General features: G+C 48.7%; 15 protein-coding genes. 3 read left to right on the top strand and 12 right to left on the bottom strand.

What is annotated here, in order from left to right; translation table 11 throughout:
• Positions 1–59: 59 nt before the first annotated feature.
• The 6 genes from BV405_RS02595 to rraA form a co-directional block, all read right to left on the bottom strand.
• The gene (locus BV405_RS02595; RefSeq protein WP_086479281.1) at positions 60–1,322 is read right to left on the bottom strand and encodes an SLC13 family permease; all 1,263 of its coding nucleotides are present in this window, start codon (positions 1,320–1,322) and stop codon (positions 60–62) included.
• Between the two features lie 198 nt (positions 1,323–1,520).
• Positions 1,521–2,432, bottom strand: a complete 912-nt coding sequence (locus BV405_RS02590; RefSeq protein WP_086479280.1) for a 2-hydroxyacid dehydrogenase — start codon at positions 2,430–2,432, stop codon at positions 1,521–1,523.
• 209 nt (positions 2,433–2,641) lie between these two features.
• Positions 2,642–5,743, bottom strand: a complete 3,102-nt coding sequence (locus BV405_RS02585; RefSeq protein WP_086479279.1) for an efflux RND transporter permease subunit — start codon at positions 5,741–5,743, stop codon at positions 2,642–2,644.
• Positions 5,740–6,897: an efflux RND transporter periplasmic adaptor subunit gene (locus BV405_RS02580; protein ID WP_086479278.1), complete on the bottom strand. Its 1,158-nt coding sequence runs from the start codon at positions 6,895–6,897 to the stop codon at positions 5,740–5,742. Before BV405_RS02580 ends, BV405_RS02585 begins: the two co-directional genes overlap by 4 nt.
• 52 nt (positions 6,898–6,949) lie before the next feature.
• On the bottom strand, positions 6,950–8,458 hold the full coding sequence (locus BV405_RS02575) for a TolC family protein (protein WP_086479277.1): 1,509 nt from the start codon (positions 8,456–8,458) through the stop codon (positions 6,950–6,952).
• Between the two features lie 371 nt (positions 8,459–8,829).
• Positions 8,830–9,321, bottom strand: a complete 492-nt coding sequence (gene rraA, locus BV405_RS02570) for a ribonuclease E activity regulator RraA (RefSeq protein ID WP_086479276.1) — start codon at positions 9,319–9,321, stop codon at positions 8,830–8,832.
• 391 nt (positions 9,322–9,712) lie between these two features.
• Between rraA and BV405_RS02565 the strand changes: the two genes are divergently transcribed.
• The gene (locus tag BV405_RS02565; RefSeq protein WP_086479275.1) at positions 9,713–11,713 is read left to right on the top strand and encodes an exoribonuclease II; all 2,001 of its coding nucleotides are present in this window, start codon (positions 9,713–9,715) and stop codon (positions 11,711–11,713) included.
• Between the two features lie 232 nt (positions 11,714–11,945).
• A complete protein-coding gene (locus BV405_RS02560; RefSeq protein ID WP_086479274.1) occupies positions 11,946–12,203 on the top strand; it encodes a DUF2798 domain-containing protein in 258 nt (85 codons plus the stop codon).
• A gap of 103 nt (positions 12,204–12,306) precedes the next feature.
• Here BV405_RS02560 and BV405_RS02555 read toward each other — a convergent pair whose 3' ends face one another.
• From BV405_RS02555 to nudC, 3 genes are all read right to left on the bottom strand, one after another.
• Complete coding sequence (locus BV405_RS02555; RefSeq protein ID WP_086479273.1) at positions 12,307–13,185, bottom strand: metallophosphoesterase family protein; 879 nt, start codon at positions 13,183–13,185, stop codon at positions 12,307–12,309.
• A complete protein-coding gene (locus BV405_RS02550; protein ID WP_245832217.1) occupies positions 13,185–14,597 on the bottom strand; it encodes an SLC5/6 family protein in 1,413 nt (470 codons plus the stop codon). The genes BV405_RS02555 and BV405_RS02550 overlap by 1 nt, the downstream gene beginning before the upstream one ends.
• A gap of 113 nt (positions 14,598–14,710) precedes the next feature.
• Positions 14,711–15,550: an NAD(+) diphosphatase gene (nudC, locus tag BV405_RS02545; protein ID WP_086479272.1), complete on the bottom strand. Its 840-nt coding sequence runs from the start codon at positions 15,548–15,550 to the stop codon at positions 14,711–14,713.
• Between the two features lie 116 nt (positions 15,551–15,666).
• Between nudC and BV405_RS02540 the strand changes: the two genes are divergently transcribed.
• Positions 15,667–16,164 carry a DUF3010 family protein gene (locus BV405_RS02540; RefSeq protein ID WP_086479271.1) on the top strand — a complete coding sequence of 166 codons (498 nt, stop codon included), beginning with the start codon at positions 15,667–15,669 and terminating at the stop codon, positions 16,162–16,164.
• Between the two features lie 70 nt (positions 16,165–16,234).
• Here BV405_RS02540 and BV405_RS02535 read toward each other — a convergent pair whose 3' ends face one another.
• The 3 genes from BV405_RS02535 to ppsA all read right to left on the bottom strand — a co-directional run bounded on the left by BV405_RS02535 (position 16,235) and on the right by ppsA (position 20,048).
• The gene (locus tag BV405_RS02535; RefSeq protein WP_086479270.1) at positions 16,235–16,591 is read right to left on the bottom strand and encodes a RidA family protein; all 357 of its coding nucleotides are present in this window, start codon (positions 16,589–16,591) and stop codon (positions 16,235–16,237) included.
• Positions 16,592–16,708: 117 nt separating this feature from the next.
• On the bottom strand, positions 16,709–17,587 hold the full coding sequence (locus BV405_RS02530) for an alpha/beta hydrolase (protein ID WP_176330019.1): 879 nt from the start codon (positions 17,585–17,587) through the stop codon (positions 16,709–16,711).
• Between the two features lie 91 nt (positions 17,588–17,678).
• On the bottom strand, positions 17,679–20,048 hold the full coding sequence (gene ppsA, locus BV405_RS02525; RefSeq protein WP_086479269.1) for a phosphoenolpyruvate synthase: 2,370 nt from the start codon (positions 20,046–20,048) through the stop codon (positions 17,679–17,681).
• Positions 20,049–20,085 lie beyond the last annotated feature (37 nt).

The raw sequence follows: 20,085 nt of genomic DNA, 5'->3' as shown, positions 1-20,085 counted from the left end.
TTTCCACGGGGCAATTCAGGAAGGTTGTTCGTCTGGAGACGTTTCGCGAGGGGCTGATATTAACTGAGACCAACGCCTACCAGTACCGGTAGGACTACCAGACTGAGCAAGGAACCAACGCGAAGCATCTCTTTCTGTGGGACAAAGCCACTACCAAATACAATCGCATTAGGTGGTGTAGCTACCGGCAAAGTAAACGCACAGGATGCGCCGATCGCAATCAGAACAGCAAGGGCCGTTTGTCCCAGACCAACCCCTTCCGCGAGCGGCAGAAAGATAGGCAGCAAAAGCGCTGCACTGGCTGTATTGCTGGCTACAGCGGTCAGCACCATGACAAAAATGACCAGGCTAATCACAAAGACCAGCAGTGGCGTGTGCTCAATCATCTGAATGATATGGTCTGCGATAAAGGCACTGGCACCGGATGCAGACAGCAAAGCGCTTAAGGTCAGACCACCACCAAACAGCAACAGGATGCCCCAATCGGTTTGCTCATTCAGCTCATCCCAGTTCAGAAGACGAAGTGCTGCCAGCAGCAGGATCGCTGTTACGGCTACTACAGCATCAATACCACTGGTAATCCCCAGAACCGAAGCCAAAGGCTTACTGAAGATCCAGCCTGCCACCGTCAGACCAAAAACGCCCAAAGTCATCCATTGAGTACGATTCAACGGAGGAAGTTTAGTGGCTTCAAATTCAACTGGCTGGCTAAGATCCGGTTTGCAGGTAAAGCGCAGTGTATAGATCATGACCGGCATCAGCACCAGAACGACAGGCATGGCGACCATCATCCACCCGGTAAAACTTAAGCCAACGGCTGCAGCGGCAATCGCATTAGGCGGGCTGCCTACAAGTGTGCCGATGCCGCCGATATTTGCGGAAAACGCGATCCCCAGCAAAAAGAAAAGATAAGTGCGGCGATGTTTCGAAGAATCCAGCGCAGATAAAACCCCCAAAGTCAGTGGCAACATCATCGCTGCTGTGGCTGTGTTAGAGATCCACATGGAAAGCACTGCAGTGGTGATAAAGATCAGGTTGGCGGCTTTACTGAGTCGGCCGGCGGCAATACTGAGGATCGTTTGTGCAATCCGCTGATCCAGCTTTTGTTTATGCAAAGCCGCAGACAGCGCAAAACCACCCAGAAAGATAAAGATAATGGGATTAGCAAACGCACTGAATGCCTGCTTAACGTCAAATATACCTGATACAACGGCCAATACCGGTACCAGCAGCGCAGTCATACTAACGTGCACCCACTCAGTAACCCAGAGAGCCGCAATCACTAACAGAATCAGGCAGCCCATCGTGACAGGGTCAAACATAAAAAAGCATCCTCAAGGTATGAAAAGCAGCAAAGTCCACTATAAAGGTGTGGAATCGGCTGAATTCTAGTGGAAGATGCGTTTCAGATCAGTGATAAAGTGCAGAAACTCCCATGAATCCGGTAACAGTTTGTAAACACGTTACTGAATTCAGAGGAGTCTCTTTGAATGGCCAATTTGGATGTGTCTCTGACTAAATCAAATCAGGTTATGACCACTACCCAGCTCAATATCGAGGATATCCCCCAATATCTGCCGGACTGCTTCTTCATGTTGCGTGGGGGCCGCCATGTGCGGGGTGATCACAATATTATCCTGCTTCCAGAACGGGTGTTCTTTGGAGAGAGGCTCATGCTCAAAAACATCCAGAAGTGCGCCTCTGAGGTGTCTCGTCTGAAGCTGAACAAGAAGTGCGTGTTCATCCAGAACACTTCCCCGTCCGACACTAATTACTACAGCTCCACGGGGTAAACGCATCAGCCGCTGTTCGTTCAGCAGGTGGTAGGTCTCTTCTTTAGCGGGCAATAGATTCACCAGGAAATGACACCGGGACAGAAATCCATCGAGATGCTCATAACCGTTCAGTTGTTCAAAACTGAGCCCTTCTTTTTCTGAGCGGCTCCAACCGATCACGCTGTAACCCAGTTGAGAGAGTTGCTGACCGACAAAGGCTCCTAAGGGGCCCAGACCAAGAATACCGATACGGCGCTGTTGCAGGCTATGGGTGTATTCCGGATGCCAGGACTGTCGCTGCTGATGATGGCGATAGTGATCAAAATGGCGGCCAAAGTGCACGAGACCATACATCACATATTCCAGCATCCACTGCCCCATTCCGGCATCGCGAAGCTTGTACAGGGGGATATCACCGGGTAAATCCGGTAACTTCTCTAGCGCATCGATACCGGCGCCAAGGTTAAAAATGGCTTTCAGTTCTTTCTGATGAAGGAAAAGTTGGTTTTCCGGTTTCCATACCAGAGCGTATTCGGCTTGCCAGTCGCTCTCTTTTACGTCATTCCAGAGACGTATATCCGCATAGGGACAAAACTTGTGTAACGCTTCAAGGTACAAACCCTGATCTGTCAGTGGGGATGACAAAATAATGCGCATATATAGAAGATCCTTAGCAGGAAACTGCGGTCAAACCGGTTTTCCCGCAAAGCCACCATAGGCTTTCCCTGGCCTTTGATGTCTGTATGGTCTGCAGCGGGTATCCCTACCCATAAAGTTGGCCAGTCTGAAGTGACCAACTTTGATTTTATTTAGTCCTCTATAAAGCTGAATCCCGCTTTAAAGTAGGCAAAACTGGTAAAAGACAGTCAGATTTTTGCTTTTTTCCTACCCAGTCTCGCCGACTTAATATCTTCAAGAATCATATAGTTAACGGGAATCAGGAAGAGTGTAATAAGTGTAGCAAACAAAATCCCAAAGCCTAAAGAAACCGCCATCGGAATCAGGAACTGCGCCTGAGTCGATTTCTCAAACAACAGAGGAAAAAGTCCGATAAAAGTAGTCATTGACGTCAGCATCACTGGACGGAAGCGTTTAGGCGCGGCACTCATAATCGCTTTATGCAGCTGATAACCCTGAGCCCGCTTCTGATTAACAAAGTCCACCAGTACCAGACTGTCATTCACGACTACCCCTACCAAAGCCAATAGCCCCATTAAACTCATAATGGTCAGCGGCATTCCCATAATTGCATGGCCTAAAACAGCTCCAATCGCACCGAAAGGGATCACAGACATCACAATCAACGGCTGGCTGTAACTACCAAACGGAATTGCCAGTAGCCCATAAATCACGAACAGCACCAGAATCAGACCAATCTGCAGCGAACCAAAGGATTTTTGCTGTTCTTCTGCTTCACCCCGCAAGGTGTAACTGACAGATGGATATTGCCTGGTCAATTGGTTGAGGTACTGCTTCAGATCCTGATTCAACACCGTTGTATTCGCTGTTTTCTTATTCATATCGGCGGTCACGTTAACGGTACGGTAACCATCGATACGGTAGATCGCTGAAGGACTTTTTCCTGGTTTCAGATCCGCCAGATGAGATAGCGGAATTCGGGTGCCATCGGTCGTCACGATTTCAAGATCAAGCAGATCAGACACGGAATCACGTTCTACGGCAGGCAGACGCAGCATGACAACGACTTCCTCCCGCCCACGCTGAATGCGTTCAACCTCAGTCCCGAGATACGCTTGCTGAACCTGTTGCAGAATTGTCGTCCGATCCAGGCCTAACATATAAGCCTGCGGTTTAAGCTCTACCTGCAGCTCCTGCTTACCATCCGCAAGAGAGTCTGTGATATCAAACAGGCTTGGATAGGTCGCAAGCCGTGCTTTAACCTGCTCGGCAACATCTGACAGAACACGCAGGTCCGATCCCGACAACTCAATATCTACCGGATCCGTTACCCTGCCGAGTTCTGCCCTGAAAGCCAGAGATTCTGCACCCGGGATTGAACCTATCAGCTGACGCCACTCATTGACCAGCTGCAAACTGGTGATATTAGACTCCCGATCTTCTGCCGGGGTGATCTCGAATCTCACTCGCCCGATATGGGTTGAGCCGCCGGAACCTGTGGTTGAGAAAATATGACGAATCACACTGACACCCGTTACAGGGTCGCGGTATTTCTCCTGCAAAACCCGTGCTTTATCCGTCATTTTGACAACAAAACGGTCAGTTACATCGAAAGCCGTCCCTGTGGGCATGGTCAGGGTTACCCGCGCGGTTTCACTCGGTACTTTCGGGAAGAAGGTAAAACGCATCCAGCCGGAACTAACGGTCGCAATCAGAAGAATCAGTGCTCCGATAGAAAATGCGAGGGCTGTATAACGGTATCTCAGTACCCGTTTGAGGGCCGGACGGTAGTAACGCAGGATAAAACGCTCAAAACCATCGGCAAAACCCTGCTGCAGCTGCTCAAGTTTGGACTGCTTTTCACCTTTAGGACGAATACGGATGTATTTCAGGTGTGCTGGTAGTACAAATTTGGACTCGATCAGAGAGAATAGGAGCACCGGGATCACCACCGCAGGAATCTGAGCGAAAATTGCGCCCCGATGGCCATCGATAAAGGCCAGCGGCAAAAAAGCAGCCACGGTTGTCAGTACGCCAAAGGTAACGGGAACAGCCACCTCCTGAGTACCAACAATAGCCGCATTGAGGCCGTTTTCAGCTTTCCTGAGATGGCTGTAGACGTTCTCCCCGGTTACGATGGCATCATCCACGACGATACCCAGCACCAGAATAAAGCCGAACAGACTGGCGATATTCAGACTGACGCCCAATAGCGGCAGTAAAATAAAGGCACCCATAAAACTGATAGGAATGCCGATAAATACCCAGAATGCGATTGCCGGACGCAGGAACAGAGTCAACAGCGCGAGAACCAGAAAGCTACCCTGCATCGCATTAGTCAGCAGCGTATTAAGACGCTTTTTAACGATCTCGGAATCATCATCCCAATAACTGATCTCAAGCCCCTGCGGCAGATCCTCCTGTCGGGAAGCGATATAATCCTTAACCACATCAGCTACCGCGATAGCGCTCTCCTGACCGGTACGATAAACATCAATCATCGCAGCGGGCTTACCATTAAAGCGGGTACGCAAGGGGGATTCTTCAAAACCATCAGTCACAGTTGCGATATCTTTCAGGCGAATCAGACCACCCTTGCTATCGGCTTTGATAACAATGTCTTCGAATTCACGCTGACTATAGCGCTGCCCTTTTGAGCTGATCAGAACCTCATTACCCGCCGTTTTCAGGTTGCCGGCAGAAAGATCCACAGATTCCGCCTGAATGATCTGGCGAATTCCGCTCAGTGTCAGGTCATGTTGCTTAAGAGCAAAGGGTGAAATCTCAATCGCTATTTCGTAATCCCGAACCCCATCGAGCTGAACCTGAGTAACCCCCGGAGCGCGGATCAGGTCATCTCTGACCCGCTCTGCGGCCTGACGTATCTCTCGTTCAGAAAGATCACCAGAAACGGTTACCGAGATCACCTCACGGATACGTTCAGCCAGTGCGACTACCGGACGGTCTGCATCGGTTGGCAGGTTGCTGATCGCATCAACACGTGTCTTGATATCGGTCAGGATGTCTTTTGGGTCATAGCCGTCAGCCACTTCAATGCTGACAGTCGTTGAACCCTCCGCTGAACGGCTGACAATCTGCTCAATGCCTTCAAGATCCTGAATACTCTGTTCGATCAGTACTGCAACACCCTGCTCCATATCCTGAGGGCTGGCGCCACGTAAGCTGACAGAGACATCAACCTGATCAAATTCAACGGCTGGGAAAATCTCCAGAGGAACTTTCTTAACCAGAAAGAAGGTTCCTGCTAACAGAACAGAGATCATCAGAAGGTTAGCGGCCACATGGTTACGGGCAAACCACGCAATCATTGTTGTGGCTCCTCATCATTTGCTGAAGCAACCGATACCAGTGTACCGCTGGTAACCTGACCCAATGGAGTAATAACCAGCTGATCACCAACATTTAAACCGCTTTCGACTATAGAGAAACGGTCATCCTGCCAGCCAAGGACGACTTCCTGACGTTGCAGACGGCCTTCAATAACCTGATAAACATAGCGACTTTGATAAACCGCAGGATTAGGAATAACGATTACGTTTTGAAGTGTTCTACCCTGCACGGCAACCTTCACCAGGCTGCCAACGCGAGGCCAGTCTGAGTTTTCCCCATTAGCAGAAGTGTCGATTTGAACGGTTGCTATCAACTGCTGGGATGCTGAATCCAGCTCTGCAGCCGTTCGAACCAGATTGCCGGAATATGTTTTTCCATTATCACGTATCTCAGCAGCGGGGTTAGCACCTGAATCTGCCGGGTTTGTCGAGAGTGTATCGAGTGTGAGATAGGCCAGATCCCTTTGATGCAAAGCCACCTCAATTTCCGGAGCACTCTTAGCCAAAAGTGTTGCAATTTCAGCGCCTGAGCTGATCGCCTGCCCTTTTTCAACATTCAGTGTTGCAACTGAACCATCGAAAGGGGCAAAAATCTCTGTTTTGGCAAGGGATAACTGAGCCAGCTTTACAGAGCTTTTGGCGCTTTCAACCTGAGCGGCTGCAGCTTTCAGTTGAGGTTTACGCAACACACGATCACTGGGCTCACCTTTCTGACCCGATAACAGCCAGGCTTGTCGTGCCTGTTCAGCCAACGCCACCTGCTCTGCATAGTTCTCCTGGCTTTCTGTCAGCGTTGCCCTTGCAATGGCAAGCTCCGCCTGATATCGGGAATCATCCAGTTTGATCAGTATCTGCCCTTTGCTGAATTGACCACCAACCCTCAACTGAGGGGCAAGGAAAAGAATCTCCCCTGCGGCTTCAGACATCAAAGCGGTTCTCTGTTGGGCTACAACACGACCAAAGCGCTGAATCTGAAGGGGGTAATCTTCCAGGTTCAGGGTCTTTACCTGTACGGTCATGGCGGGAGTTGGGGTTCTTGGCGAACGATTGACTTCAGGTGGATTGTTAGAGACGACCCAGGCTCCGCCTGCCATGGCGGCGATAACAACAAGAGGAAGAATTTTTCTTAACATAGGTTTTAACCTTTAAACGTAAGGTCGGATCGTTTTAAAAATCAAAGCGGACTTAAAGTGCTTCAGCATTATTGGACGGTTTTACCTTGGATTCTGCCCCTGTATCCCCGCCTAGCAGCTGATAAAGACTGATGCGGTTGGCCAGCCTCTGGTTCTGCAAACTGATAACCTGTGCTTCAGCATCCAACATGCTTTTTTGTACCGACAGTAAGGTATCAAGTTCTGTCAAACCCAGCTGATATTGGTTCAAAGCAAGTTCGGTGCTCTGTCTCGCGGTTTGAAGATTCTCGTTAGCGAGCTTGTATCTATGCTCAAGAGTCGTTTCCTGCATTAGCGCATTTTCAACATCGGCAAAGGATGAAAACACAGCTTGCAGATAGAGTTTTTCCTGCTGCTGAACATTGGCAGCGGCCTGATCCTCTGCTGCTGCAAGTTTTCCTGCGTTAAAGAGAGGCTGGGTAAGGCTCGCCATCAGGTTCCAGTCGATATTCTGATCAACAGAGGCTGACAGAGAGATACTTGGGAAGCGATCTCGGTTAGCCGCGGCAAGACCTGCATCAGCCGCCAGCAAGGTTAGCCACTGAGCCTGAAGCGTCGGTGATCGGGAAATCAACTCTGAGGGTAATACCTCAGACTTAAATTGAGGAAGTTCCGGCAGATCAAGTCCCGCTTCGCTTAAGAGCCGACCATCAGGGTAGCGTCCAAGCAAAACCTGCAGTGCCCGAACCTGCTCAGTAATCACCTGTCGCTGAGCTGTTATATTGTCTTTCTCACTCTGAAGACTCTGTTTGGCGTTATACAGATCTTCAACATCCTTCAGCCCACTGTTATACCCCTGCTCCACAACTTTAAGGGCGTTGCTTAAGGTATCTTCACGGCGCTTATAAAGCTCAAGGAGTTTCTTTTGGGCGATGAGGTTGTACCAGCCGGTCGCAGTTTCCGCACTGAGATCCAGGGCGGAGCCGGTAAAGTCGGCTCTGGCAGCAGCAAAAGTCAGGCTGGCTTCCTTTTCCCTGGCACTCAGCTTGCCCCAGATGTCCAGTTCAAATCCGGCATTTAAGCTGACGCTTTGTTTGTCAGAGGATACGTCCCCAGTTTGGCTCTGACTGATGCTACCCGTGAGATCCAGAGTCGGATAAAGCGCTGATTCTGTTTGCACTTGTCCTGCACCGGCGCTTTGAACTTTGGCAGCTTCAGCAGCAAGACCCGCGTTGTTAGCCAGTACACGTTCAACCAGTAAGGTCAGGCCTGAGTCATTAAAGTTTTTGACCCAGCGTGTTTGAGCGGTTGTTGCAAGTAAAGGCGAATACAGCGGCGAAGCATCTGGTACGGAGTCATCTATCGGAATAATCTGTTCTGAATTACCACTATTCGTGCCAAGGGTCTGCCACTGTTGAGGGATTCCCAGTTGTTCCGGATCCGGAGCCTGACGATTTTCAATACCGGAGCAGCCCACAAGTGCAGCAAAAATAGCGAGTGAAAGTAACTTACGCTTTGCCGGAACCGCAGCGCCTGTAGACGTATTGGTTCGGGTAACAATAGATGTGTTGGGATAAGACACAGTGTCAACTCATCAGCAATTAATATCAGCAGTCTGCTTCGCAAGAAAAAATAAGTGCGCAACAGTAACTTGCTCAACAATGGAATTTAGTTTTTTTCAACCACTTGTCAGTAACCATCAGCATGGACAGCAGAGGTTTTTAATAATTCCGCTTAGAGTAAATCAATGCGGTACAGCTGGATACGTTTAACCTGCTGATATGGTTTAAAGTTTTGTTAAGAAGGATCAAGTTTAAAGTGAGATGCTTAACGCAAGCTGAAGAGTGTAAAGATTGGGTAAAATAGCAGTCAAAGAAAGACTTCAGATGAGAACAAAAAAGGCTAAGCATGATATTCAATACTTAGCCTCTGATGACACTGAATTCAGATAAATCAGGCTTCAGGCATTTTCAATGGTTCAGGGGAAACGATGATGCCGTTGTTATCAGCATAAACGTATTCACCCGGACGGAAGGTAACGCCACCGAAAGTCACTTCCAGATCCTGTTCGCCAATGCCTTTTTTCAGGCTTTTCATCGGGTGAGAACCCAAAGCCTGAACACCCAGTTCCAACTCCGCCAGTACATCGACATCGCGAACACAGCCGTACATGATGATGCCTGCCCAGCCATTTTTTACCGCTTTTTCAGCCAGCATATCACCCAGCATTGCGCAGCGGAATGAACCACCGGCATCAACAACCATGACCTTGCCTTCACCTGGCTGGTCAACCAGCTCTTTCACTTTGGAGTTATCTTCAAAGCACTTAACAGTCACCATCTGGCCACCGAAAGACTCTACACCGCCGTAGTTAGCAAAGCCCGGCTCAACAGCCTGAACCAGCTCTGGATACGCGTCACACAGATCAGGGGTAACCCAATTCATTTTTTATACTCCATTAAATAGCCGATCAGTTTTGTAATAGCCGCCTTACGCGAGTTATGTGCCTGCAAACTGTCGGTGATAATTAAACGCAGTGATTAAACTCTGATGTCTGACTCTGTGCCGGAGAAAAACATCGACTGCGTATTCAGTACCTGACAAGAGGATCGCCACAGGACCCGACCCTCTCGCCGAGCCATTGTCACACAGCTGGACTGCAAGTTCACTGGTCAAAAAGTTCTACTCGGTCACAAAGGATTTTTTGCTGAACATTCAAACAGTTAACACCTGACGAGAGGAAGGTGGATTGAGGGCTAATTGATTAAAAATATTGGTTTTGTCATCCAAGGGCACTATCATTCCAAGCCTATTTACCTTGGCCAGATATGATTCCATGCTACAGAACCTAGAATTGCTGAAACAACTTAAGAATGATCTTCAGGAGTCTGCTCCCCGCATTGAAGGGCAGATTAAAGCCACGGAAAAGAGTTACGGCTTTCTGGAGACAGACAAAGGGAAAAGCTATTTCGTCCCGCCACCGGAAATGCGGAAGGTCCTGCATGGTGACCGTGTTCAGGCACGTCTGGTCAGTAATGATGGTAAAGAATCTGCCGAGCTTGAAAGTCTTACCGAAGCCTCTCTGATCCGCTTTATTGGTCGCGTTTGCTTCTTTAAAAATAAATTACAGGTGATGCCGGAACACCACCTGCTGAACCGGGCCTTAAACGCTGTGGTTCAGGCTCCGTTAGAGAAAGATCAGTTTAAAGAAGGTGACTGGGTTGTCGCCCTACTGGAAAAACATGCCCTGCGTGACGGCAAATTCCAGACTGAGATTGTTCAGCGAATCGCATCTGCAGAAGACAACAATCTGCCTTGGTTGATCAGCCTGGCTCGTCACAAGCTATCTGCTGATGCGCCAGTCACTGATACACCATTCGAGCTTCAGCCTGAAACTCTGGAGCGTCGAGACCTCACCGATCTGCCTCTGGTCACCATCGATAGCCCAAGCACCCGGGATATGGACGATGCGATTCATGCCGAGGCCAATGCCGATGGCTGGATGCTGACAGTCGCAATTGCCGATCCATCCGCTTATGTTGCAGCCGGTTCTGATGTTGATCAGATCGCTAAAGAACGTGGTTACACCACTTACCTTCCGGGTCGTAACATTCCAATGCTGCCCCGGACGCTGAGTGATGAGCTCTGCTCTCTGCAACCTGGTGAAAAGCGTCCTGCGCTCTGCTGTCAGGTTCAGATTAATCAGGCCGGTACAATTCAGGGCGAGCCTGAGTTCTTCGCCGCATGGATCAGCTCTAAAGCCAAATTGAGTTATGACGAAGTGTCCAACTGGCTCGAACTCGGTGAAGATCTTCAGCAATCCGCTGATATCAACGCCGTGATTACACCGTCATTGAAAGCCCTAAGCGAAGTGGCTGAAGCCAGTGTTAAATGGCGTACTGAAAACGCCGTCGTATTTAAAGATCGCCCGGATTATCGCTTTAAGCTGGATAGTGACGGTCAGGTGACTGCTATCATCGCTGAGCAGCGTCGCTCTGCCCATAAGCTGGTCGAAGAGACTATGGTGCTGGCCAACATCAGTGCTGCTCGCTTCCTGGCAGCCCGTGAAGTCGGTATCTACAACACCCATATCGGTTTCGAGCCTGAGAAAATTGAGGATGTGGTTGCCATTGCTAACGAGCAGGGTTATGAAGTGGACGCAGAAACGCTCGCTTCTTTGCAAGGCTATGCTGCATTCCGTCGTCGTCTGATCGGTGAAGATAACAACTGGCTGGATTCCCGCCTGCGTCGCTTCCAGGGTTATGTGCTGACTCAGAACAAACCTGCACCGCACTATGGCATGGGTCTTGATGGTTATGCCACCTGGACCTCCCCTATCCGCAAATACAGCGACATGGTTAACCATCGTCTGATCAAACAGATTCTCTCGGGTGAAGAATTGACAGCACCTGATGATGAACTGGGCGAACTGCTGGATCAGCAGCGTCAATCAAGCCGTTTGGCGGAACGCGATACCTGCCATTGGCTATACACTCGCTTCCTGAAACCAGCTGTCGAAGAACAGACCCTGTTTGAGGGTGAGGTTTTTGACATTAGCCGCGGTGGTATGCGTGTTCGTCTGCTGGACAATGGCGCAGCACCTTTTATTCCGGGCAGTATGATCCATAAAGACCGCAAGGCGATGACACTGGATAATAATTCCGGTCAGGTAATCATCGAGGGCGAAACCCGCTATCGCCTTGGCGATCAGATCAAGGTTCAGCTCATCAAGGTAGATGAAGAGCGCAGAAGTCTGATTGCTAAGCCTTGGATCGAAGCTGCAGAGTCTGAAAACGGCGAAGCTCAGGAAGTTGAAACAACGCCTGCTGCAAAATAATCTTTTCTGGCTATAAAACATCGAGCCGTTTAAAAGCCTGCCAATCCCGGCAGGCTTTTTTTATTTAAAAAGTGCCTGACTGATTATTTTAAATCTTAAACAGGGTAAGAAACCTCTTGAGGACAATGACAAACAAAACAATAATTCCTACCTCATTAGTCGGATTTGACTTACTAAGCAATATAAGCATAGTCTAAAATAAATACCCCACTTAAAATTTAGGATATCCATCATGCTACCTAAGAAATATCTACCCATTGTCGCCCCTCTACTGATGTCTATCCTGATGGTATTTATCATGACTGGCGTGATCACAGCCTATAACACAGGTGTTGATGCAGGCTTCCCGGGACGTTGGGCGCAGGCTTTTGTTGTTGCATGGCCTATAGCTTTCACCATTATTTTTACCATGGGTAAACGTGTACAGGGGTTTGCGGCAAAAATCTGTACAAAAGAGCCGGAGAATAAACTTGCAGGTAGCAGTGAATAGGCTCTAGCAGATCCATCAAATATGAAAAGGGCAGGCTTGATTCCATAGTTTGGAAATTAGCCTGCCCTTTTCTTTCTGAGTCAGAAACTTTTCAGTTGGCCGATTAAAGAGCCAGTTTCTCAAGCCGTAACTCACGTCCTTGCTGAGCTTTTTCCGCTTCAGGGAGCACATCCATACTCGGCCAAAGCCCGTCAGCCAAAGCCTGTCGGTAAGGAGTGATTAAACCCGCATCCTCCATGGCATTCCGGGCCGCTGAGACATCATATTTCAGCCGATGCCAGCTCACATTGATTTGCCCACTCGCTGTATCAGGTTCAAGCAACAGATACCAGGTTGTGTCTGTTCCATCATTAGCAGGCATACCGATGACACCAGCATTGATCCAATGCTTGTTCCCGATCTCTTTGTGAAACGGAATGCCGCAATGCCCACCGATCACAACATCAGCTGATGTTTTTGCAAACTCATCGTTAAAACGTTGAGTGTCACTGCCAGCAAAAAGAAAGCGGTTAATCTGATCAACCCCGCCATGGATAACCTGAAACTTCTTGTCAGCCATTTCAAAGTGAATTGATCGCGGTAAAGATCCCATCCACTGCTTATGCTCGTCAGAAACCTTAGTACGTGCAAAGCTGTACCAGCCTGTTGAGAGCAGTGAACAGGCAGAGTCCTCTTCAAAACCGCAGCCGCAATCCAGTGCACCTTCTGCTAAAGATTCTTCACAGTTGCCCATCACAACCTTGATACCCCACTGCCGGATAAGCGATGTGGTGGCTTCAGGTTCCGCGCAGTAGGCAACGATATCGCCGGTGCAAATTACATTTTGCGGTGGGACATCAAGCTCAACGGCCTTGTGCTGCATCGCCTGAGTTGCCTGAAGGTTGCTGTAAGGTCCACCGAATATCAGCATAGGCTTTGCGATATGGCCCAAATTAAGTGATTGTTGGGAATCCTGTGCTTGATCTAGCTGAACCGGATCCATCACGACGCATCACCTTTCGCAAGTTGCTCATCATTAAGTCCGGCTACTTCTTTGGCTGTGCCTGAGAGTTTCATACCGAACCAAAAGAACAGACAGCCACCAACAAGAACAGTTAGCGATATCCAAAGCAGCTTAGTGTATTTGTGGCTATCGCCAATCAGCGAGCTGTATCCGGAGGATTCCGTGAAATAAAGCGCAGCACCAGCAATCGCAAGCAGGAAGCTGGAGAAATAGCTCGCCACAGGGATCTCTTTAACATTACCCCACAGGCTGAAGAAGATCACCGGAGCCAGATACATGGAAGCCGTTCCACTTACCGCTACTGCACTGAACAGGTCTTTGTTACCGAGAAAGACCAGAGCAACACCTAACAGCATAAAGACTGCCATAGCAGCGCGACCATGACTGACACTCTCTGCAGACAGTTTCATATCCACGATTGCCAGTTTTGCAGAGCTGGACAGTGCGCTGTCCAAAGTCGACATCGCAGAAATAATCAGAGATGCACTGAAGAGTAGCATTGGCAGCTCGCCCAGGATTCGCGTCAGTGCCTGATTCATATTTTCTCCACTTAGCGCATGACTGCCAGCCATAACACCCAGCAAGCCAAACAGAAGAATACAGAGCATGCTGATCCAACCCGCGTGTATAAAGCTCGAACGAGTCGTCTCACGGTCAGCCAGAAAACCGCGATCCATCATCACTGGATCGTGCATCGGGTAACTCCACACCTGTAGCAATGCCACCAGCAACAAAACCGGGCCGGGTTCAGTGATATCGAAGGGTTTGAACGTCAGCAGCTGATCATTAAAGCTGCCACTGGCAGCAGCAGTAATCATCAGGAGTGCAAGTACACCGATGAAAACAATCATCTGAAAGAGGTCTGTTTTAAGGGATGCATGTAATCCCCCCAACATTGAGTAGATCAGGGTGATCAAAGCGATTGCAATAACCCCCAATGTATAGGCCTGGCTTCCTGCGACACCAAACAAGAGACCAATGACTAATAAATTGGCAAAGACTTCACTCACCAGCCGAACACCAATCACGGTGTTATAACAGCTGGTTCCTACCTTACCGAACCGATCAGACAGGAAGCTCTGAACACTGCCATACCCCTGTCTGAATCTGAGGTGATCAATGATCTTGCCACCGGTAAAGAAGGACAGGTAATAGGCTGCGTATGCCAGAGTGCCCCAGATACCGTAATAGAAGCCTAAAATGGCGGCATTCATTAAAGATCGGGCAAAAATCCAGGTGGTCACCTGTGAGAATATCAGTGTTAAAAGCTCAGGCGCTTTCCCATCGGGAGAATGTCCCTGAAAGAAACCTGATGTAGAACGAGCTTTTGGCGAAAGAAATATCGAGGCCAATGCGACAAAAAGAACAATGCCAATCAGAGGGTAATCCATAGTGTCAGTTCCTGTTTTGTTTTATAGACACTTAATTGAAAAATACTTAACAGATACGAAAGCTGTATATTGTTCGGATTCAATACAAATAATAAAAAAGGCCACGAGGGCCTTTATTCTGTTTCAATCGTGTCGGCAAACGCCTGCATCAGCTGCCCTGAGATGGCAAAACTTCCGGGCTTAAGCGGGAAATCATCCAGCCTGCCCCAGCGGGCTTCAACAATCTCTTCTCCATCGACTTTGATCTCGCCAGAGTCATAGTCGCAGATAAAACCCAGCATCAGTGAATGCGGAAAAGGCCAGCTCTGACTCGACTGGTAACGAATATTCTTAACCGTCACCCCTACTTCTTCAAAGATCTCGCGTTGAACCCCCTGCTCCACACTTTCACCCGGCTCTATAAAGCCTGCAATACAGCTGAAATAACCGGGTTTAAAACTGGCGTTACGGGCCAGTAGCACCTCATCTCCCCTTGTAATCAGCGCGATAATGCAGGGGTTAATTCTTGGGTATTGCCTATAACCACAGGCATCACAACACATCGCATTTTCTATCGGGTGCATACGTGCTTTATGGCCACAACGACTGCAGTAGTTATGGTCCTGCTCCCAGGTTAACAATTGGCTGCCTGAAGCGATCAGCTCAAAGTCACTCTGATCCAGTTGAGGTAAAAGTGCCCGGAATCCATAACGGGTAAAGTGTTCAGGAAATTCGTCAGGCCAGTGCTGCCAGTCAAAACTTCGGGCGCAGTAGACAGGTAGTCCCTCACGTTGAGCAATATAACGCCACTCGATATCCGGCAGATTCTGCTCCTTCTGCCAGAAAGCGAGCATTTTGTCAGCACTGTGTAATGGCTCAGCAGAGGCGTCTGTAATCAGGTCGTTTCCGACAAATAAAATCAACAAGCTATCGGCTGGTAACCGAAGCGTGCTGCTAAAGCGTTCCGCTTGCATAAAAGCTCCACTAGGCGGCGTTTGTACATTAAAGGTTGTGGCCGGGTATATGTTAACAATGGGTTTATGTTAACAATGGGTTTATAATGCCGCGACATTTCGTTTACAGGTGCATTATGAAAGTTTGTGGTGTTGAACTAAAGGGCAGTGAAGCGCTGATCTGCCTGCTCTCTAAATCCGGTGACTTGTTTGATATTCCAGACTGCCGTCAAATCCGTTTCTCAGTGAAAGACAGCGATGATCAACAGCAAATGCGCTACTTCCAGCAGTCTTTCGGAAAATTACTGGAAGATTATAAAGTAGATCGTGTTGTAATCCGCCAGCGCCCGCATAAAGGCAAGTTTGCAGGTGGTGCAGTAGGTTTCAAAATGGAAGGCGCTCTTCAGGCATTAAGCTCTGTTGATGTGGAAATTCTGACACCGACTCAGATCAAAGAGCAGCTGAAGAAAACTCCGATGCCGATCGATTTCCGTGAAACCGGTCTGAAAATGTTCCAGGAAGTTGCTTTCACTACCGCATTTGCATATCTGAGCAACCCGAAAGTCACCAAAGGTGCTGCTCAAGCAGAGCCTAAGGTGGAAGAGACTGAAGCCCCAAACCCATGGAATAAGTAAATTCCTAAGGTGACAGGCCATAAAAAAACGCGCTGTTAGCGCGTTTTTTTATGGTTGGCTTTTAATGAAATCAGGAATTGATCTCAGCGGCAACCACAGACATTTCAACCAGCAGTTCAGGACGAGCCATGCGTGCTTCAACACAGGCACGAGCTGGTGCAACACCTTCCGGTACCCACGCATCCCAAACTTCGTTCATTGCCGCGAAGTCTTTCATATCACGCACATAAATAGTCACAGACAGCATATGGTTCTTATCAGAACCTGCCTGAGCCAGCAGCTTCTCGATTTTTTCCAGGGTAGTGCGGGTTTGTTCTTTAATATCCGCATTAGCATCAGCGGCAACCTGACCACATAGGTAAATAGTACCGTTGTGCTTAACGATACGGCTCATACGCTGACCTACTTCCAGACGCTCAATTGACATTTGTGACCTCATAACCGAATGATTAATAAAAGTTAATGATGATATTTTATCAGAAAATATGAGGGCTATTGCCTAAATCAGAAAGAAAAAACAATCAATCAGACCGGTATATTGATACTATTCAGAACATTCATGCCTCAGGATAAAATCTAAGGTTTGTCTTCTGATATCTTCAAATGAAAAAGATGCTATGTGCCCTCCATGACTCTCTAACCAGCAAACGCGGTTGTTGCCCCTCTTTATCATCTGCTCGTAAATCTCAACACCATGATCATATGGAATCACACGGTCATCTTTACTATGCATTATCATCACCGGAACTTTAATCTCGGAAACGATATTCTTAGGATCCCATGTACTTGGGACCAAAATCGTGAACGGGTATGCAAACCAGCCAAAGATACTTTTGCTAGTGACATGTCTAGCAATTGTTCCATAACTGATAAATGCCGCATCAAGAACAATTCCATCAACAGCATATTGCTCACCTGCTTTAGCAACAAAATTTATAGCCAAAGCAGCACCAATACTCTGCCCAACCACGATCAATTTCTTCTTAGGAAATTTTCTTCTTATCCATAGAGTTGCGGCCTCAATATCCTGAAAAATCTCAGGTAATGCAGGATCTCCTTGAGAAGCGCCATACCCTCTATAATCAAGGGCGAAAACATCAATACCAGATTTAGGTAGCCAATAAATGCTATGGCTATGAGTGCTGATATTCTGGGCATTCCCATGCAGATAAAGCACTACCGTATCTGAATTATTACCCTCTGCAGGTAACCACCAGCCATGCAGCCTGGTTCCATCTACGGCAGTCAGCACAATATTCTCAAAGGGCTGCTTTACGTCTTTTGGAGTGGAGTACCATTGTGTATCGGGGTAGAAAAACAGCGATGTTGTCCCTGCGCATCCTGTCATCAGGCTCAAAAATAAAATGATTATCAAAAGCTGCAAATTACTACCCGTGAACTTTTTATCCGTATTATTCGCCATAGAATCTCCGTTGACGCCACTATCAGGCATGAAAAAGCCCCTGTATGTACACACACAGGGGCTTACAATTTGAAGCTTAGACGATTGCTTACTAACTATCCTTATCCGCCAGCATAAACCAGGTCTCGAGGACGGCATCCGGGTTCAGAGATACGCTGTCGATCCCCTCTTCCATCAGCCACTTGGCCAGATCCGGGTGATCAGAAGGCCCCTGACCGCAAATACCGACGTATTTACCAGCTTTCTTACAGGCACTGATCGCCATGTGTAGCAGCGCTTTAACTGCCGGATTACGCTCGTCAAACAGGTGGGCAACGATGCCGGAATCACGATCCAGGCCCAGTGTCAGCTGCGTCAGATCGTTGGAGCCGATGGAGAAACCGTCAAAGTAATCCAGGAACTGATCCGCCAGAATGGCGTTAGCCGGCAGCTCACACATCATGATCACACGCAGATCGTTCTCACCACGCTTGAGACCGTTTTCTGCCAGCAGATCGATCACCTCACGGGCTTCGCCCAGAGTACGTACAAACGGCACCATGATTTCGACATTGGTCAGGCCCATCACATCACGAACTTTCTTCAGTGCCCGGCATTCCAGCTCAAAGCAGCTACGGAAAGATTCTGAGATATAACGGGAAGCTCCACGGAAGCCCAACATAGGGTTCTCTTCCGCTGGCTCATACAGCTTACCGCCAATCAGGTTGCCGTATTCGTTGGACTTAAAGTCCGACAGACGCACAATCACTTTTTTCGGATAGAAAGCCGCAGCCAGCGTAGAAATACCTTCCACCAGCTTGTCGACATAGAAATCAACCGGTGAGGCATATCCTGCGATGCGCTTGGAGATACTGCGCTGCAGTTCCGGCGACAGAGTATCAAAATCCATCAGGGCTTTAGGGTGCACACCAATCATACGGTTGATGATGAACTCCAAACGCGCCAGACCGATACCTTCATTGGGCAGAGCTGCAAAACTGAAAGCACGATCCGGGTTACCCACGTTCATCATGATCTTGAACGGGATATCCGGCATGGAATCCACATTATTGGTCATACGTTCGAAGTCCAGCTCACCTTCGTAGATGAAACCCGTATCACCTTCTGCGCAGGAAACCGTGACAAGCTGACCTTCTTTCAATTGCTCTGTAGCATCGCCACAGCCTACAACCGCGGGAATACCCAGCTCACGTGCGATAATCGCTGCGTGACAGGTACGGCCACCACGGTTGGTGACAATCGCCGAGGCGCGTTTCATCACAGGTTCCCAGTCCGGATCGGTCATGTCGGTCACCAGAATGTCACCCGGCTGAACCTTATCCATCTCATCCGGGCTCATGATGATACGTACAGCACCGGAACCGATACGCTGACCGATAGAACGACCTTCAACCAGAACCTCACCACGCTCTTTCAGCAGGTAACGCTCCATTACGTTAGCATCAGCACGGCTTTTTACTGTTTCAGGGCGCGCCTGAACAATGTACAGCTGACCATCATCACCATCTTTGGCCCATTCGATATCCATCGGGCGGCCGTAGTGCTGTTCAATAATCACTGCCTGACGGGCAAGTGCCATCACTTCTTCGTCAGTAATGCAGAACTGACGGCGCTCTTCAGGGCTCACATCCACAGTTTCAACAGACTTACCGGTTTCGGCAGCTTCGCCGTAAACCATCTTAATCATCTTGCTGCCGAGATTTCGGCGCAGTACCGCAAAACGACCGGCGTCTAAAGTCGGCTTGTGTACATAAAATTCATCAGGGTTTACCGCACCCTGTACCACTGTTTCACCCAGACCATAGGACGCAGTAATAAAGGCCGCATCCCGGAAACCGGATTCCGTATCCAGTGTAAACATCACACCGCTGGCACCAGTTTCACTGCGTACCATCTTCTGGATACCTGCTGACAGGGCAACCAGAGAGTGGTCAAAGCCCTGGTGAACACGGTAAGAGATCGCACGGTCATTAAACAGAGACGCAAAAACTTCTTTTACCGCTGTTTTAATGTGCTCAAGGCCCTGAATGTTCAGGAATGTCTCCTGCTGGCCAGCGAAAGATGCGTCCGGCAGGTCTTCCGCTGTCGCAGAAGAACGAACCGCGACTTTCAGATTTTCATTGCCGTTCTGCAGCTGGGCGTAGGCTTTTTCAAGGGACTCTTCAAGAGCAGGCGGGAATGGCGTTTCAAGAATCCAGCTACGGATCTGAGCTCCGGTCTTGGTAAGAGCGTTAACATCATCAACGTCCAGCTTATCCAGCTCTGCATTGATACGATCGGCAAGCCCTTCATAATTCAGAAATTCGCGGTACGCCTGTGCAGTCGTTGCGAAACCACCGGGAACAGAAACACCTGCACCGGCCAGATTACTGATCATCTCACCCAGAGATGCATTTTTACCACCAACATGCTCGACATCATTCATGCCAAGCTGATCAAACCACGCGATGTATGCGTCCAACTTAAATCTCCCCCTGAGCTTGCTTTTCAGATGAATT

The organism is Oceanospirillum sanctuarii (assembly GCF_002150805.1).
GTDB lineage: Bacteria > Pseudomonadota > Gammaproteobacteria > Pseudomonadales > Halomonadaceae > Oceanospirillum > Oceanospirillum sanctuarii.
Note: the sequence above shows the minus strand (reverse complement) of the source record. Positions and strands in the feature narration are given on the sequence as shown.

Coding starts and splice junctions, on each gene's coding strand:
- BV405_RS02595 (WP_086479281.1), bottom strand. CDS start 1,322: ATGTTTGACCCTGTCACGATGGGCTGCCTGATTCTGTTAGTGATTGCG.
- BV405_RS02590 (WP_086479280.1), bottom strand. CDS start 2,432: ATGCGCATTATTTTGTCATCCCCACTGACAGATCAGGGTTTGTACCTT.
- BV405_RS02585 (WP_086479279.1), bottom strand. CDS start 5,743: ATGATTGCGTGGTTTGCCCGTAACCATGTGGCCGCTAACCTTCTGATG.
- BV405_RS02580 (WP_086479278.1), bottom strand. CDS start 6,897: ATGTTAAGAAAAATTCTTCCTCTTGTTGTTATCGCCGCCATGGCAGGC.
- rraA (WP_086479276.1), bottom strand. CDS start 9,321: ATGAATTGGGTTACCCCTGATCTGTGTGACGCGTATCCAGAGCTGGTT.
- BV405_RS02565 (WP_086479275.1), top strand. CDS start 9,713: ATGCTACAGAACCTAGAATTGCTGAAACAACTTAAGAATGATCTTCAG.
- BV405_RS02560 (WP_086479274.1), top strand. CDS start 11,946: ATGCTACCTAAGAAATATCTACCCATTGTCGCCCCTCTACTGATGTCT.
- BV405_RS02555 (WP_086479273.1), bottom strand. CDS start 13,185: ATGGATCCGGTTCAGCTAGATCAAGCACAGGATTCCCAACAATCACTT.
- BV405_RS02550 (WP_245832217.1), bottom strand. CDS start 14,597: ATGGATTACCCTCTGATTGGCATTGTTCTTTTTGTCGCATTGGCCTCG.
- nudC (WP_086479272.1), bottom strand. CDS start 15,550: ATGCAAGCGGAACGCTTTAGCAGCACGCTTCGGTTACCAGCCGATAGC.
- BV405_RS02540 (WP_086479271.1), top strand. CDS start 15,667: ATGAAAGTTTGTGGTGTTGAACTAAAGGGCAGTGAAGCGCTGATCTGC.
- BV405_RS02535 (WP_086479270.1), bottom strand. CDS start 16,591: ATGTCAATTGAGCGTCTGGAAGTAGGTCAGCGTATGAGCCGTATCGTT.
- BV405_RS02530 (WP_176330019.1), bottom strand. CDS start 17,587: ATGGCGAATAATACGGATAAAAAGTTCACGGGTAGTAATTTGCAGCTT.